This window comes from Pseudomonas sp. DG56-2 (assembly GCF_004803755.1).
GTDB lineage: Bacteria > Pseudomonadota > Gammaproteobacteria > Pseudomonadales > Pseudomonadaceae > Aquipseudomonas > Aquipseudomonas auratipiscis.
In genome coordinates this window covers 4957830-4972345 of the sequence record NZ_CP032311.1, presented here as the reverse complement: position 1 = coordinate 4972345, position 14516 = coordinate 4957830, and the positions used below count along the sequence as shown (strand labels likewise).

Annotated in this window: 15 protein-coding genes; 9 read left to right on the top strand and 6 right to left on the bottom strand. The window is 59.1% G+C overall.

Going from position 1 to position 14516, the window contains the following annotated elements; genetic code table 11:
* Positions 1 to 6 precede the first annotated feature (6 nt).
* The 6 genes from hemA to D3Z90_RS22855 all read left to right on the top strand — a co-directional run bounded on the left by hemA (position 7) and on the right by D3Z90_RS22855 (position 5368).
* A complete protein-coding gene (gene hemA, locus D3Z90_RS22880) occupies positions 7 to 1284 on the top strand; it encodes a glutamyl-tRNA reductase (RefSeq protein WP_136478173.1) in 1278 nt (425 codons plus the stop codon).
* On the top strand, positions 1281 to 2363 hold the full coding sequence (prfA, locus tag D3Z90_RS22875; protein ID WP_136478172.1) for a peptide chain release factor 1: 1083 nt from the start codon (positions 1281 to 1283) through the stop codon (positions 2361 to 2363). Before hemA ends, prfA begins: the two co-directional genes overlap by 4 nt.
* Positions 2364 to 3194: a peptide chain release factor N(5)-glutamine methyltransferase gene (gene prmC / locus D3Z90_RS22870; protein ID WP_136478171.1), complete on the top strand. Its 831-nt coding sequence runs from the start codon at positions 2364 to 2366 to the stop codon at positions 3192 to 3194.
* Complete coding sequence (locus tag D3Z90_RS22865) at positions 3188 to 3943, top strand: molybdopterin-synthase adenylyltransferase MoeB (RefSeq protein WP_136478170.1); 756 nt, start codon at positions 3188 to 3190, stop codon at positions 3941 to 3943. Before prmC ends, D3Z90_RS22865 begins: the two co-directional genes overlap by 7 nt.
* The gene (gene murI, locus D3Z90_RS22860) at positions 3936 to 4736 is read left to right on the top strand and encodes a glutamate racemase (protein WP_136478169.1); all 801 of its coding nucleotides are present in this window, start codon (positions 3936 to 3938) and stop codon (positions 4734 to 4736) included. Before D3Z90_RS22865 ends, murI begins: the two co-directional genes overlap by 8 nt.
* Before the next feature lie 113 nt (positions 4737 to 4849).
* Entirely contained in the window at positions 4850 to 5368 is a 519-nt protein-coding gene (locus D3Z90_RS22855) for an acyloxyacyl hydrolase (RefSeq protein WP_136478168.1), read from the top strand.
* 38 nt (positions 5369 to 5406) lie between these two features.
* Here the strand turns inward: D3Z90_RS22855 and D3Z90_RS22850 are convergent, their stop codons facing one another.
* The 4 genes from D3Z90_RS22850 to D3Z90_RS22835 form a co-directional block, all read right to left on the bottom strand.
* Positions 5407 to 6060 carry an SDR family NAD(P)-dependent oxidoreductase gene (locus tag D3Z90_RS22850; protein ID WP_168198495.1) on the bottom strand — a complete coding sequence of 218 codons (654 nt, stop codon included), beginning with the start codon at positions 6058 to 6060 and terminating at the stop codon, positions 5407 to 5409.
* Positions 6020 to 7549, bottom strand: a complete 1530-nt coding sequence (gene phrB / locus D3Z90_RS22845) for a deoxyribodipyrimidine photo-lyase (RefSeq protein WP_136478166.1) — start codon at positions 7547 to 7549, stop codon at positions 6020 to 6022. The genes D3Z90_RS22850 and phrB overlap by 41 nt, the downstream gene beginning before the upstream one ends.
* Before the next feature lie 26 nt (positions 7550 to 7575).
* Entirely contained in the window at positions 7576 to 8541 is a 966-nt protein-coding gene (locus tag D3Z90_RS22840) for a DUF523 and DUF1722 domain-containing protein (RefSeq protein ID WP_136478165.1), read from the bottom strand.
* Positions 8542 to 8681: 140 nt separating this feature from the next.
* Entirely contained in the window at positions 8682 to 9668 is a 987-nt protein-coding gene (locus D3Z90_RS22835) for an NAD(P)/FAD-dependent oxidoreductase (protein WP_136478164.1), read from the bottom strand.
* A 187-nt stretch (positions 9669 to 9855) separates the two neighbouring features.
* Here D3Z90_RS22835 and D3Z90_RS22830 point away from each other — a divergent pair, with 187 nt between their 5' ends.
* Complete coding sequence (locus tag D3Z90_RS22830) at positions 9856 to 10761, top strand: TIGR01777 family oxidoreductase (protein ID WP_136478163.1); 906 nt, start codon at positions 9856 to 9858, stop codon at positions 10759 to 10761.
* A gap of 13 nt (positions 10762 to 10774) precedes the next feature.
* Positions 10775 to 11788 carry a ferrochelatase gene (hemH, locus tag D3Z90_RS22825; RefSeq protein WP_136478162.1) on the top strand — a complete coding sequence of 338 codons (1014 nt, stop codon included), beginning with the start codon at positions 10775 to 10777 and terminating at the stop codon, positions 11786 to 11788.
* A 90-nt stretch (positions 11789 to 11878) separates the two neighbouring features.
* On the opposite strand, the gene D3Z90_RS22820 is transcribed toward hemH, so the two are convergent.
* Together D3Z90_RS22820 and upp are read right to left on the bottom strand one after the other, a co-directional pair.
* The gene (locus D3Z90_RS22820; protein WP_136478161.1) at positions 11879 to 13153 is read right to left on the bottom strand and encodes a uracil-xanthine permease family protein; all 1275 of its coding nucleotides are present in this window, start codon (positions 13151 to 13153) and stop codon (positions 11879 to 11881) included.
* Between the two features lie 2 nt (positions 13154 to 13155).
* A complete protein-coding gene (gene upp, locus D3Z90_RS22815; protein ID WP_136478160.1) occupies positions 13156 to 13794 on the bottom strand; it encodes a uracil phosphoribosyltransferase in 639 nt (212 codons plus the stop codon).
* 164 nt (positions 13795 to 13958) lie between these two features.
* On the opposite strand from upp, the gene D3Z90_RS22810 reads away from it, so the two are divergent.
* Complete coding sequence (locus tag D3Z90_RS22810; RefSeq protein WP_136478159.1) at positions 13959 to 14516, top strand: hypoxanthine-guanine phosphoribosyltransferase; 558 nt, start codon at positions 13959 to 13961, stop codon at positions 14514 to 14516.

Sequence of the window (14516 nt, the reverse complement as noted above, 5' to 3'; positions counted from 1 at the left end):
CTTTGCATGGCCTTTCTTGCACTCGGTATCAACCATAAGACTGCCTCGGTAGACGTTCGCGAGCGCGTGGCGTTTACCCCTGAGCAGCTGGTGGACGCCTTGCAGCAGCTCTGCCGACTGACTCCCAGCCGCGAAGCCGCGATCCTTTCGACCTGCAACCGCAGCGAGCTCTATATAGAGCAGGACCACCTGACAGCGGAAAGTATTCTGCGCTGGCTGGCCGAGTACCATCAGCTGAGTCTCGATGAACTGCGGGCTTGCGCCTACGTCCACGAAGATCATGATGCGGTTCGGCACATGATGCGGGTAGCCTCCGGGCTCGACTCGTTGGTGCTCGGTGAGCCGCAGATCCTCGGCCAGATGAAGTCTGCCTATGCCGTGGCCCGCGAAGCCGGCACCATTGGTCCGTTGCTTGGCCGACTGTTCCAGGCCACTTTCAGCGCGGCCAAGCAGGTGCGTACCGACACTGCCATTGGTGAAAACCCAGTCTCGGTGGCCTTTGCCGCGGTCAGCCTGGCCAAGCAAATTTTCAGTGACCTGGGCCGTAGCCAGGCATTGTTGATCGGCGCGGGTGAGACCATCACGCTGGTCGCGCGGCATCTGCACGAGCAAGGTGTCCGGCGTATCGTGGTTGCCAACCGTACCCTGGAGCGAGCCAGCACCCTGGCCGAGCAGTTCGGTGCTCACGCTGTACTGCTGGCAGATATTCCGCAGGAACTGGTCAACAGCGATATCGTCATCAGTTCCACCGCCAGCCAACTACCGATTCTGGGCAAGGGCGCGGTTGAAAGCGCCTTGAAACTGCGCCGGCACAAGCCCATCTTCATGGTCGATATCGCCGTACCGCGCGATATCGAGCCCGAAGTCGGTGAGTTGGACGATGTGTATCTGTACACCGTCGATGACTTGCACGACGTAGTCGCTGAAAACCTCAAGAGCCGCCAGGGCGCTGCCCAGGCTGCTGAGGAGCTGGTCTCGTCAGGTGCCGAGGATTTCATGCTGCGCCTGCGCGAGCTGGCGGCGGTCGATGTACTCAAGGCTTACCGTCAACAGAGCGAACGCCTGCGTGACGAAGAGTTGCAAAAGGCCCAGCGTCTTTTGGCCAATGGTGGCAGCGCTGAAGAGGTGCTGGTGCAATTGGCGCGCGGGCTGACCAACAAATTGCTTCATGCACCCAGTGTGCAACTGAAAAAGCTCTCTGCCGAAGGCCGCCTCGATGCGTTGGCCATGGCTCAGGAACTCTTTGCCCTCAATGAGGGATCGACGGATAAACCCCCGCAATGAAAGCGTCGCTGCTCAATAAACTGGATACCCTCCAGGACCGATTCGAGGAATTGACCGCCCTGTTGGGTGATGCTGAAGTCATTTCCGACCAGACCCGCTTTCGCGCCTATTCCCGTGAATATGCCGAAGTCGAGCCCGTAGCCTTGGCCTACGCCCAGTTGCGCAAGGTGCAGGATGACTTGGCCGGTGCCCAGGCATTGCTCAAGGACAGCGACCCGGACATGCGCGAAATGGCCGTGGAAGAAGTGCGCGAAGCCAAGGAGCTGCTGGTCGAACTGGAAAGTCAGTTGCAGCGCATGCTATTGCCCAAGGACCCCAACGACGGGCGCAACGTGTTTCTGGAAATCCGAGCCGGTACCGGTGGCGACGAGGCAGCGATCTTTTCTGGCGATTTGTTCCGCATGTACGCGCGCTATGCCGAGCGGCGGGGCTGGCGCCTGGAAATTCTCTCGGAGAATGAGGGGGAGCACGGCGGCTACAAGGAAATCATCGCTCGCATCGAAGGCGATCATGTCTATGGCAAGCTGAAGTTCGAATCTGGTGCGCATCGTGTGCAACGGGTGCCGGAAACCGAATCCCAGGGTCGCATTCATACTTCGGCCTGCACCGTGGCGGTACTGCCCGAACCAGACGAACAGGTGGCGATCGAGATCAATCCGGCGGATTTGCGGGTAGACACCTACCGTGCTTCCGGTGCGGGCGGTCAGCACATCAACAAGACCGACTCGGCAGTGCGTATTACCCACTTGCCTACAGGTACAGTAGTCGAGTGTCAGGAAGAACGATCCCAACACAAGAACCGCGCTCGCGCGATGTCCTGGCTGTCGGCCAAGCTCAACGACATTCAGACCAGTGCGGCGCAGAATGCAATTGCCAGCGAGCGCAAGCTGCTGGTTGGCTCGGGCGACCGTTCCGAGCGTATTCGCACTTACAACTATCCTCAGGGCCGGGTTACCGATCATCGTATCAATCTGACCTTGTATTCCCTGGATGAAGTGCTGGCCGGAGGAGTCGATGCCGTGATCGAGCCGCTGCTGGCGGAGTATCAGGCTGACCAACTGGCCGCATTGGGTGAGTAAATGACCATTATCGCCAGCCTGCTCCGCGCTGCGGAGCTTCCGGATTCGCCAACGGCGCGCCTGGATGTCGAATTGCTCTTGGCGGCTGCAATTGGCAAATCGCGTAGCTACCTGCATACCTGGCCGGAGCGCATCGTCAGCAGCGAAGCGGCATTGACCTTTGCCCAATACCTGCAGCGCCGCCGCAGCGGCGAGCCGGTGGCCTATATTCTCGGCCAGCAAGGTTTCTGGAACCTGGACCTGGAAGTTGCGCCCCACACCCTGATTCCGCGCCCGGACACCGAGTTGCTGGTAGAAACAGCGCTTGAGCTGCTGCCGCGTGAGCCCGTTCAGGTGCTGGATCTGGGGACGGGTACCGGGGCCATTGCACTGGCACTGGCCAGCGAACGCCCGCAGTGGCAGGTGATGGCTGTCGACCGTGTACTTGAGGCAGTCGCCTTGGCCGAGCGCAACCGTCAGCGCCTGCAACTGGATAACGTCCAGGTGCGTAGCAGCCACTGGTTCGACTCCGTCGATGGCGAGCGTTTTGATCTGATTGTCAGCAACCCACCCTATATCGCCGCCCTGGACCCGCACCTGCAATCCGGTGATGTGCGCTTTGAGCCGAGCAGCGCTCTGGTGGCCGGGGCTGATGGCCTGGACGATCTACGGACTATTATCAGCCAGGCGCCTGCGCACCTGAAACCGGGCGCTTGGTTGTTGCTCGAGCATGGCTTCGATCAGGCCGCATTGGTACGTGAACTGCTGGCATTGCATGATTTCGAGCAGATCGAGAGTCGTATCGATCTGGGTGGACACGAACGTATCAGCCTGGGGCGACTATCGTGCTAAGTGATCAGGAACTGTTGCGCTACAGCCGGCAAATTTTGCTCTCCCAGGTAGATATCGACGGTCAGTTGCGGCTGAAAGACAGCCGGGCCTTGATCGTCGGTCTGGGTGGCCTGGGTTCGCCGGTGGCGTTGTATCTGGCCGCAGCGGGCGTCGGAGAACTGCACCTTGCAGACTTCGACAGCGTCGACCTGACCAACTTGCAGCGCCAGGTCCTGCACGACACGTCATCGGTTGGCTTGAGCAAGGTCGATTCGGCCCTGAAGCGGCTGCAGGCGATCAACCCTGAAATACGCCTGGTCGCCCATCGCAGTGCCCTGGACGAAGACTCACTGGCCGCAGCCGTGCAGGCTGTGGACCTGGTGCTCGACTGCACCGACAATTTCGCTACCCGCGAGGCGGTCAATGCCGCCTGCGTAGCGCAAGGCAAGCCACTGGTCAGTGGTGCAGCCATTCGCCTTGAGGGGCAATTGTCGGTGTTCGATCCGCGACGTCCGGAAAGCCCTTGCTACCACTGCCTCTATGGTCATGGCAGCGAAGCCGAGCTAACGTGCAGCGAAGCCGGGGTGATAGGCCCGCTGGTAGGGTTGGTCGGCAGCCTGCAAGCGCTCGAGGCGCTCAAGGTCCTGGCGGGTTTTGGCCAGCCGCTAGTGGGGCGGTTGCTGCTGATCGATGCCCTTGGCAGCCGTTTTCGCGAGCTGCGCGTCAAACGTGATCCTGGTTGCAGCGTTTGTGGCGCACAGGATGACTGATCCGGCAGCAGCGCCTATCGGCGTTTTTGACTCCGGCGTGGGTGGCTTATCGGTGTTGGCCGAGATTCAGCGTTTGTTGCCCAACGAGTCGCTGTTGTACGTCGCCGACTGTGGAAATATTCCTTACGGCGAGAAGTCTCCCGAATTTATCCGCAAGCGTTGCCGCCTGGTTGCCGAATTTTTCCGCGAGCAAGGTGCCAAGGCTATGGTGCTTGCTTGCAACACGGCGACTGTCGCCGCAGTCGCCGACCTGCGTGAGCAGTATCCGAGCTGGCCGTTGGTGGGCATGGAACCTGCGGTCAAGCCAGCCGCTGCCGCCACCCGCAGTGGCGTCGTCGGTGTACTTGCCACCACCGGGACTCTGCAGAGTGCCAAGTTCGCCGCGCTTCTTGACCGTTTTGCCAACGATGTTCGTGTGATAACGCAGCCCTGTCCTGGGCTTGTGGAGTGCATCGAAGAAGGCGACCTTGGCAGTCAGCATTTGCGTGACTTGCTTGAGGGCTACGTGAAGCCGTTGCTCGATGCAGGGTGCGACACGCTGATTCTGGGCTGTACGCACTACCCGTTCCTCAAGCCATTGTTGGCGCAATTGGTGCCAGCACACATTGCCATTATCGATACGGGGGCGGCTGTCGCGCGTCAACTGCAACGGCTGTTGGGCGAACGGCACTTGCTGTCTGACGGCCCTGCACGTGCCGCGCAGTTCTGGACCAGCGCCAGCCCGGATCATTTGCACAAGATACTGCCAATGTTGTGGAATAAATCTGACAGTGTGCGAAGCTTCTTGCTGTAGAAAGTGCGATAAACGCAGATATCCAGATGAACTAACGCCACACCACTGATTTCTATAATTTGTCCGATGAGACAAAAGAATCAATATTAGCATTAGGAAAAAGGACGTTTCTCATGAGGAAACTGCTTTGTTTGGCTGCTATTGCAGCTGTGACCCTGGGGCAATCGTTTACAACTCAAGCGGCTGATGTTTCCCTGTCGGTTGGGCAGACGGGTGATTCAACCATGACCTATCGCCTTGGCTTGCAGTCGAACTGGGATGCCAGTTGGTGGCAGACCAGCGTTGGTCGGCTCACTGGCTATTGGGATGCCGGATACACCTATTGGGAGGGCGACGAAACCGCAAGTAATCACAGTCTTTCGTTTGCTCCTGTATTTGTCTACGAATTTGCTGGCGAGTCGGTCAAGCCTTATATCGAAGCCGGTATTGGGGTCGCGGCGTTTTCCAGTACCGAGATCGAAGACAACAAACTGGGGTCGTCCTTTCAGTTTGAAGACCGTATCGGTTTTGGCCTGCGCTTTGCCGGTGGGCATGAAGTGGGCGTACGCGCTATTCACTACTCCAACGCCGGGCTACAAACCCCCAACGATGGCGTAGAAAGTTATTCGCTGCACTACCGTATGGCGCTGTAGTTCAACGTCGGCCCCGCAGTAACTGTGGGGCCGAATGCCTACTTCGGAAGTGGCCAGAGATCGTGCTGGTGCAACGCTTCCAGCACCAGGTTGCCTTGACGTTTTGGCAGGTGCTCAACAATCACCTCCGCGGCGCTTTTCGCTGTCCAGCGTTCTGGTGTAACGGATGCCGATGTTTGCGGTGAGTTCCTGTTGAGCGCAGCGATGAGCGTCATGTCGATGAACTGAGCAGCCAGCGCGGCGCGGTGAGCCTCGAACAATCCGGTCAGGCTGTTGTTGGCTCCGGGGGGATGGCTGGGGTCGTTCAACTGTAGCGCTGAGTATCGGCTGAGAATACCCACCAGTTGGGGCGAGTTTCCGCTTTGCAGTAACGTCAAGGCACTGTCCAGGCAATACCGGGCGGCGTTGAGGTTGCTGCGCACGAGGCTTGCGAACAACGTCGCGGCCGAGACATCGCTTGCCAGGTAATCACTGGTGCCGGCGTTGATAATCAAACAGTCCAACGCGCCCCATCGATAGTAGATCTGTTGGGCCGCCGCTGTCGCTTCAAGCGGATTGCTGAGATTGCCATCCAATAGCAGAAATTTTGCATCGTATTGCCATTCCAGGTTGCGCAAGGCTGCACTGGAGCGACCACTGGCCGCTACAAAATCACCTTCTTCCAGTAGTTTTTCTACCAGTGCAAGTCCCAAACCGCTGCTGGCACCTGTAATCCAGGCACGCCGGGCAATAGGGTGGCTCAAATGATGGTTCCTCAACCTGTTTCGTAAGCACATCCTTGTAAGTGCTCAACGCCCGAAGACGGCTGCCACCGAGGTCCACAATGGGTGGGGGGTAATCATTTGTAGCAAACAATCCGTCTTGTAGGACAGGGTTGTGAACATTTTTTTCATCGGAATCTGCCAACTCCGGTAGCCATTGCTTGATGAAACGGCCCTTGCTGTCAAAACGTCGCGACTGGCTGATCGGGTTGAACAGGCGGAAATACGGCACCGCGTCGGTCCCGGTGGAGGCGCTCCACTGCCAGCCTCCGTTGTTAGCGGCCAGATCGCCGTCGATCAAGTGGCGCATGAAAAAGCGTTCGCCTTCGCGCCAATCAATCAGCAGGTTCTTGGTCAGGAACATCGCCACTATCATGCGTAGCCTGTTGTGCATCCAGCCGGTTGCGAGCAGTTGGCGCATCGCCGCATCGATGATCGGAAAGCCGGTACGGCCTTCCTGCCAGGCTTTGAGATCTTCAGGGGCGTCACGCCAAGGCAGGGCCTCGGTTTCCTGGCGGAAGGCACGGTTTCGCGAGACGCGCGGATAACCCACCAGGATGTGTTTGTAGAACTCACGCCAGAGCAGTTCGTTTATCCAGGTCACCAATCCGCTACTACCGCTATCGAACTCCCCGTAGTTGTGTGCCAGGGCCCGGTGCAGGCACTGGCGAGGCGAAATGACGCCTGCGCCAAGGTAGGGGGACAGTTGGCTGGTGCCAGCGACGGCGGGGAAGTCCCGTTGCGTCTGGTAATCGTCAACGGACTCATCGATAAATCGTTGCAAGCGCGCATTCGCTTCATCTTCACCGGCAGGCCAGAGATTGCGCAGACTGGCGGGGGGCACTGCAAATCCCGGCACCTGGGCAGGAACTTCGTCGCTGGTGATTTCCAGCGGTTGTTGAGGTGTGAGGGCGCGTTGCAGGGCCGGCGGGCTCAGGCGCAAGCGCTCAAGGCAAACCTTGCGGAATTGGCCGAAGACCTGGAAATAGCCGCCGCTGCGAGTAAGGATGCTTCCAGGTTTGAATAGCAGTTGATCCAGGTAGGAATGAACGGCAATGCCTTCCTGTGCCAGCCTGTCGCTCACGGCCTGATCGCGCCGGTGCTCATTGACGCCGTATTCTTCGTTCAGGTGCAGCGCCTGAATCTGATACTCCTGACACACCTTGAGCAGCACGTCGGGTGCCTGGTCCCAGGTGTCGGCGTCGCGCACCAGCAATGGAATGTTCAGCGAGGCGAGTTGTTTTTCCAGCAATGCGAGGTTGCGTAACCAGAAGTCGATCTTGCACGGTGCATCGTCATGATTGCGCCACTGTTGCGGGCTTACAAGCCAGAGCGCCACGCTAGGGCCCCGCTCGCAGGCAGCGGATAGCGCGGTGTTGTCCAGTACGCGCAGATCGCTACGCAGCCAGATAAGTTGCATGGTCATTCCTGTTGGGTAGCTGCGTCTCAGATGGCATTGCGCAGGCTAAGGCTTTCCGGGTGCGGCTGCAGGTACACCTGCTGCTGCAAGTAGGGATCGGGATGGCAGCGCAAATGATGCTTGAGCAGCGTTAGCGGTACGACCAGAGGGACGATGCCTGCATGATACTGATTGATCAGTTGGCGGATTTCCTGGCGGTCATCCTGGCTAAGCGCAGTGCGCAAATAGCCGCTCAGATGAAGCAGCACGTTGCTGTGGTTGCCGCGACTCGCACAGCGGCGCAGGGCGAGCATCAACTGAGTGAAATAGTGTTGGCCAAGTACCTGCGGATCATCATCGCGGGTCATGCTGCCCAACAGCTTGCCCAATACCTTGTACTGCTGTGGATTGTTGGCCATCAACTGGTACTTGTAGCGCGCATGAAAAGCGATCAGCGCGCCACGGCTCAGACCCTTGGCCAGCAATTGCTGCCAGTCAGCGAAGGCGTAGACGCGAGTGATGAAGTTTTCCCTCAACACGGGATCGCACAGGCGCCCATCTTCTTCGACCGGCAGATCCTGGCGTTGCTCGCAGAACGCTGCCGCGTACAAGCCGCGGCCGTCAACGTGTGCAGGCTTGTCGTTCGCCCGGTAGACCTTGACGCGCTCGAGCCCACAGGATGGAGACTTCTGCATGAAAATGTAGCCGCAGATATCGGTGAGCTCTCTGGCCATCTGGTGCCCATAGGCTTGCAATGGCCCGGAAAGCTCCAGCGCGGAGTCGTGGCTCATTACGGCCTGCGGGGATTGCGAATTACCTACCAGTCGAATCGGGGCGCGAGGAATCCCCAGGCCAATGGCTACTTCGGGGCAGACCGGAACGAGTTCGAAGTAGTCGCCTAATACTGCACACAGGCGCGACGCTTTGTGCCCGCCGTTGTAGCGAACCTGGGCACCGGTCAGGCAGGCGCTTACAGCGATTTTTGGCTTGCGGGCGGAGTGAGAGCTGTCCATAGGCGGGCCCCGTGTTTAATCTTGTACAAATAAAATTAATTGTACAGGTTTATCATAGAGACAAAACTGCACAAGTAAATGAGTTTGTACAAAACATGCCCAGGCCGTTGTTGCAGATACCCAGCGAGCGTCCCCAGGACCTATTCAAGATGCTCGAGTAATCGTCGTGCCGCTTCCTGGCCGCTGAGCCAGGCGCCTTCGACGCGTCCGGACAGGCACCAGTCGCCGCAGGCATACAAGCCCTGATCGGCATCGGCCAGGGCTCCCCATTCATGGTTGCCGGCCGGGCGTGCATACAGCCACCGATGGGCGAGGGCGAAATTGGGCGCCGGGACCATGCAGCCCACCAGCTCGGCAAACTCCCCGCGTAGGTGTTCGATCACCGCTTCCTTGCTCAAGTCGATGTGCTGTTTGCTCCAGTCAGAGGTCGCATGCAGCACCCAGGTATCCTTGTGCGCGTCGCGGCCGGGCTTGCTGCGATTACGTGCAAGCCAGTCAAGGGCGCAGTCCTGGACGAAGCAACCTTGCATAGGGGTATCCAGCGGTGAATCGAAGGCCAGGGCGACAGCCCATGTCGGGTCCATCTGCACCCCCGCAGCGGCAGCTGCAAGCTTGGGTGTGGCAGCCAGCAACTGTGTGGCTTGAGGTGCCGGTACCGCGACAATGACCCGACTGAACGGGCCGTGGCTACAGCCCTCTGTATCTTGCAAGTGCCAGTAGTTCTTGCCGCGAAACACTTCGGCAATTCGGCAGGTGAAGTTGACCGTCAGATCCTTGAGCAAGCCGCGGGTAATGGCGCTCATACGCGGCACGCCGACCCAGCGGGTCTGCTCGTCCGGTGACGGGCTTAGAATGCCGTTTTGATAGGTGTACAACTGGGGTTTCCATTCGGCGACCCAGCCGGCAACGACCCACTGCTGGATCTGCTCGACAAAGCGCCGGTCGCGGGCAGTAAAGTACTGCGCCCCCAGATCAAGCGCGCCGGCCTCGCTGCGTTTGCTGGCCATGCGCCCCCCGCTACCGTGGCCCTTGTCGAACAAGTGGACGGTTTGTCCGGCTTTCTGCAGAGCCTGGGCGGCGGACAGCCCGGCAATACCGGCACCGATGATGGCAATAGGTACGGTCATGATGGCCTCTTTGAACCGTGATGGTTTAAGACTACTCCGTTGGGCAAACCTGTACAGCTTCTAACTTCCGTATAAGATGCCTTCCTTCGTTCCCGCTGGTTGGCCTATGTTTATCCGAGGGTCGTTGGGTCAAAAAAGTGCCTTGATCTTAAAAATAGACCAGGGCGCGCCATGTGAGGACACAGCCATGCATATATTGCTGACCGGTGGCACAGGTTTAATTGGTCAACAGCTTTGTCAGCGCTGGCTGGGCCAGGGGCATCGCTTGACTGTGTGGAGCAGGCGGCCTGAACAGGTGCCCAGGCTGTGTGGTGCCGGGGTACAAGGCGTCGCCAGGCTAGAAGCCCTGAATGAGGATGATCCCATTGATGCGGTGATCAATCTGGCCGGCGCACCGATAGCGGATCGCCCCTGGAGTGCTCATCGTCGCGCCGTGCTTTGGGGGAGTCGCATAACGCTCACCGAGCAATTGCTTACATGGCTTGAGAAGCGCCAGCAGCGCCCGTCAGTGCTGATCTCAGGGTCAGCGGTAGGTTGGTATGGCGATGGTGGCGAACGTGAGCTGACCGAGGCTTCACAGCCCGTCAAGGAGGATTTTGCCAGCCAGCTGTGCATTGCCTGGGAGGAAACGGCGCTACGTGCGCAGGCTTTGGGTATGCGTGTGGTGCTGGTGCGCACGGGGCTAGTGCTGTCCAGTGAGGGCGGCTTTTTGTCGCGTTTGCGGCTGCCGTTCAAGTTAGGCCTGGGCGGGCCGATCGGTGATGGCCGACAATGGATGCCGTGGGTTCATATAGACGATCAAATCGCCTTGATTGATTTTCTCTTGCAGCACAACGATACCAGCGGTCCATATAATGCCTGCGCCCCGGAACCGGTGCGCAACCGTGAGTTTGCCAAGCGCCTGGGACGCACCTTACATCGCCCGGCCTTCATGCCGTTGCCGGCACTGGTGTTAAAAGCGGGGTTGGGTGAGCTGTCGACGCTGCTGTTGGGCGGGCAGCGAGCACGCCCGGTGCGCTTGCTCGCCGCAGGGTTCACTTTCCGCTTCAATGATTTGCAATCGGCGCTGGATGACTTGTCTGGTCGCCTCTGAAATAGGACGTTGCATGACCGATCACGCTCTGCTGCTGGTCAACCTGGGTTCGCCAGCCTCCACTTCGGTGGCTGATGTGCGCAGCTACCTCAATCAGTTTTTGATGGACCCTTACGTCATTGACCTGCCTTGGCCGGTACGACGCTTGCTGGTGTCGCTGATCCTGATCAAGCGTCCTGAACAATCGGCCCATGCCTACGCGTCGATCTGGTGGGATGAAGGCTCGCCACTGGTGGTGCTGACCCGCCGCCTGCAAGCAGCGATGCGTGAGCATTGGCAGCATGGCCCGGTGGAAATTGCCATGCGTTACGGTGAGCCATCGTTGCCGACTGTGCTGCAGCGCCTGGCCGCGCAGGGTGTGCGTAAGGTCACCCTGGCGCCTCTGTACCCTCAGTTTGCAGATAGCACGGTAACCACGGTGGTCGAGCAGGCTCGGCAAGTGATAGCCGATCAGCATTTGCCACTGCAAATGGTGGTGCTGAAGCCATTCTACGATCAGCCGGAATATATCGATGCCTTGGTGGAAAGTGCGCGACCCTACCTTGAACAGGATTACGACCATCTGCTGATGAGCTTCCATGGCTTGCCCGAGCGCCATTTGAAAAAGCTCGATCCCACGGGCAAGCATGATTTTCAGGCTGAGGATTGCTGCCGGGACTCTTCAGCGCAGATGCTTGCGGTCTGCTATCGCGGACAATGCCTGCGAACAGCGCAGGCGTTCGCGAAAAAGATGGGGATCGCCGACGGCAAATGGTCGGTGTCGTTCCAGTCGCGCCTGGGGCGGGCGAAATGGATCGAACCCTATACTGAGGCGCGCCTGGATGAGCTGGGCAAAGCGGGAGTGAAGAAGCTGCTGGTCATGTGCCCGGCCTTCGTCGCCGACTGCATCGAAACACTGGAAGAGATCGGAGACCGTGGGCGTGAGCAGTTCACCGCGGCAGGCGGGGAGGAACTGGTGTTGGTGCCTTGCCTGAATGACCACCCGCAGTGGGTGCAGGCGCTGAAAAGCATGTGCGAAAAAGCCTGAGCCTTGAGTAGCCGGTAGGAGCGGCTTGCCCCGCGATTGCGATCGTCGAGTCCTATCGCATCGCGGGGCAAGCCGGCTCCTGCCGATTGATCAAGGCAACTGGTCGTCCAGCGCCTTTTTCTTCCAGCCGTCATTGCCTGGCAGCAGCAGGTTCAGGGCGATCGCCACCACCGCACACAGTGCGATGCCTTTGAGGCCCCAATCGTCCGGGCCAGTACCGCTACCGACCAGCACGCCACCAATACCGAACACCAGGGTCACCGAAACGATCACCAGGTTGCGCGCTTCGCTCAGGTCGATCTTGTGGCGGATCATGGTATTCATGCCCACCGCGGCAATCGAACCGAACAGCAAGCACAGAATTCCGCCCATTACCGGTACTGGAATGCTCTGCAGCAGGGCGCCGAACTTGCCGATGAAGGCCAGGGTGATAGCGAATATTGCCGCCCAGGTCATGATCTTCGGGTTGTAGTTCTTGGTCAGCATTACTGCGCCAGTGACTTCGGCGTAAGTCGTGTTGGGCGGGCCGCCGAACAGTCCGGCAGTGGTGGTGGCGATACCATCACCGAGGAGGGTGCGGTGCAGGCCTGGTTTCTTCAGGTAATCACGCCCTGTCACGCTACCTACTGCGATCACCCCACCGATATGCTCGATGGCTGGCGCCAGGGCGACAGGTACGATGAACAGGATTGCTTGCCAGTTGAAGGCGGGCGCGGTGAAGTGCGGCACGGCCAGCCAAGGCGCGGCGGCGATCTTGGCGGTATCGACCACACCGAAGTAGAACGACAGGCCAAAACCTACCAGTACACCTGCGATGATCGGCACGAGACGGAAGATGCCCTTGCCGAATACGGCAACGATCAACGTGGTCAGCAGCGCTGGCATGGAAATCATCATTGCGGTGCCGTACGGCAGCAGCTCTGCTCCGTCACCGGCCTTGCCCATTGCCATGTTGGCGGCAATCGGGGCCATGGCCAGGCCAATGGAAATGATCACCGGGCCAATCACTACAGGGGGAAGCAGGCGGTCGATGAAGCCGGTGCCCTTGATCTTCACGGCAAGGCCGAGGAAGGTGTAGACAAACCCGGCTGCCATCACCCCGCCCATGGTTTCGGCCAGGCCGAACTGGCCCTTGGCTAAAATGATCGGGGTGATGAATGCAAAGCTGGACGCCAGGAACACAGGCACCTGGCGACCGGTGACGACCTGAAACAGCAGAGTTCCCAAACCGGCGGTGAACAGCGCGACGTTCGGGTCGAGGCCGGTGATCAGTGGCATCAGTACCAGCGCACCAAAGGCTACGAAGAGCATTTGTGCGCCGGAGACGACCTGACGCCAGAGCGGGTCGTTGAACTCATCCTGCATGTTCAGGCGTCCTTCTGCTTGGTGCCGAAGATTTTGTCGCCAGCATCGCCCAGGCCCGGAATGATATAGCCGTGCTCGTTCAGGCGTTCATCGACCGAAGCGGTGTAGATCTGCACATCCGGATGCGCCTTCTCGACCACGTCAATACCTTCCGGCGCAGCCACCAGGACCATTGCGCGGATATCCTTGCAGCCGGCTTTTTTCAGCAGGTCGATGGTGGCAACCATCGACGCGCCAGTGGCCAGCATCGGGTCAATGATCAACGCCAGGCGTTCATCGATTTCCGGGGCAAGCTTTTCCAGGTAGGTATGGGCTTCGAGGGTTTCTTCGTTGCGGGCAACGCCTACGGCGCTGACCTTGGCGCCTGGAATCAGGCTGAGCACGCCTTCGAGCATGCCAATGCCTGCGCGTAGGATTGGTACTACAGTAATCTTCTTGCCGGCGATTTTCTCGACCTGGACCTTACCGCACCAGCCATCAATCTCGTAGGTTTCGAGTGGCAGATCCTGGGTGGCCTCGTAGGTCAGGAGCGTACCGACTTCCTGGGCGAGTTCGCGAAAATTCTTGGTGCTGATGTCAGCGCGGCGCATCAGGCCGAGCTTGTGGCGGATCAGCGGATGGCGGATCTCACGGATAGGCATAGGAAAAGCTCCGGGGGGCGGGCAAAAAAACCGCGGTAGATTAATCTATTCAGCCGTGTGTGTCCTCTAGGCAATCTGGACGTTAGTCCATAAATGCTTGATCTGACGCCCTGGGATGCGTACCTTTGCCCGCTTTTCTCATTTGCAGCCCCCTGGAGAGCGCCATGTCCGCTGATCTCGAGCATATCCGTCAAGTCATGCGAGAGGCTGACTGCCTGTACAACGAAGCCGAAGTAGAGGCCGCCATTGCTCGTGTTGGCGCCCAGATCAGCGACGTGCTCGCCGAACGTAACCCGGTGGTATTCTGCGTGATGAACGGTGGCCTTATCTTCGCCGGCAAGCTGTTGACCCACTTGCAGTTCCCGCTCGAGGCTTCCTACCTGCACGCTACTCGCTATCGCAATCAGACCAGCGGCGGCGATTTGTTCTGGAAAGCCAAGCCCGAGGTTTCGTTCATTGACCGCGACGTACTGATCATCGACGACATTCTCGACGAAGGGCACACCCTCAGCGCGATCATCGATTTTTGCAAGCATGCTGGCGCCCGCGCCGTGCACACGGCGGTGCTGATCGACAAGGATCACGACCGCAAGGCCAGTGCCGAACTCAAGGCTGACTTCTGCGGCTTGAGCTGTGTCGACCGTTACGTGTTCGGTTACGGCATGGACTACAAAGGCTACTGGCGCAACGCCAACGGTATTTTTGCCGTCAAGGGACTCTGA

Excerpts from the sequence above, each read along its gene's own strand:
- hemA (WP_136478173.1), top strand. The coding sequence starts at position 7 with ATGGCCTTTCTTGCACTCGGTATCAACCATAAGACTGCCTCGGTAGAC.
- prfA (WP_136478172.1), top strand. The coding sequence starts at position 1,281 with ATGAAAGCGTCGCTGCTCAATAAACTGGATACCCTCCAGGACCGATTC.
- prmC (WP_136478171.1), top strand. The coding sequence starts at position 2,364 with ATGACCATTATCGCCAGCCTGCTCCGCGCTGCGGAGCTTCCGGATTCG.
- murI (WP_136478169.1), top strand. The coding sequence starts at position 3,936 with ATGACTGATCCGGCAGCAGCGCCTATCGGCGTTTTTGACTCCGGCGTG.
- D3Z90_RS22855 (WP_136478168.1), top strand. The coding sequence starts at position 4,850 with ATGAGGAAACTGCTTTGTTTGGCTGCTATTGCAGCTGTGACCCTGGGG.
- phrB (WP_136478166.1), bottom strand. The coding sequence starts at position 7,549 with ATGCAACTTATCTGGCTGCGTAGCGATCTGCGCGTACTGGACAACACC.
- D3Z90_RS22840 (WP_136478165.1), bottom strand. The coding sequence starts at position 8,541 with ATGGACAGCTCTCACTCCGCCCGCAAGCCAAAAATCGCTGTAAGCGCC.
- D3Z90_RS22835 (WP_136478164.1), bottom strand. The coding sequence starts at position 9,668 with ATGACCGTACCTATTGCCATCATCGGTGCCGGTATTGCCGGGCTGTCC.
- D3Z90_RS22830 (WP_136478163.1), top strand. The coding sequence starts at position 9,856 with ATGCATATATTGCTGACCGGTGGCACAGGTTTAATTGGTCAACAGCTT.
- hemH (WP_136478162.1), top strand. The coding sequence starts at position 10,775 with ATGACCGATCACGCTCTGCTGCTGGTCAACCTGGGTTCGCCAGCCTCC.
- D3Z90_RS22820 (WP_136478161.1), bottom strand. The coding sequence starts at position 13,153 with ATGCAGGATGAGTTCAACGACCCGCTCTGGCGTCAGGTCGTCTCCGGC.
- upp (WP_136478160.1), bottom strand. The coding sequence starts at position 13,794 with ATGCCTATCCGTGAGATCCGCCATCCGCTGATCCGCCACAAGCTCGGC.
- D3Z90_RS22810 (WP_136478159.1), top strand. The coding sequence starts at position 13,959 with ATGTCCGCTGATCTCGAGCATATCCGTCAAGTCATGCGAGAGGCTGAC.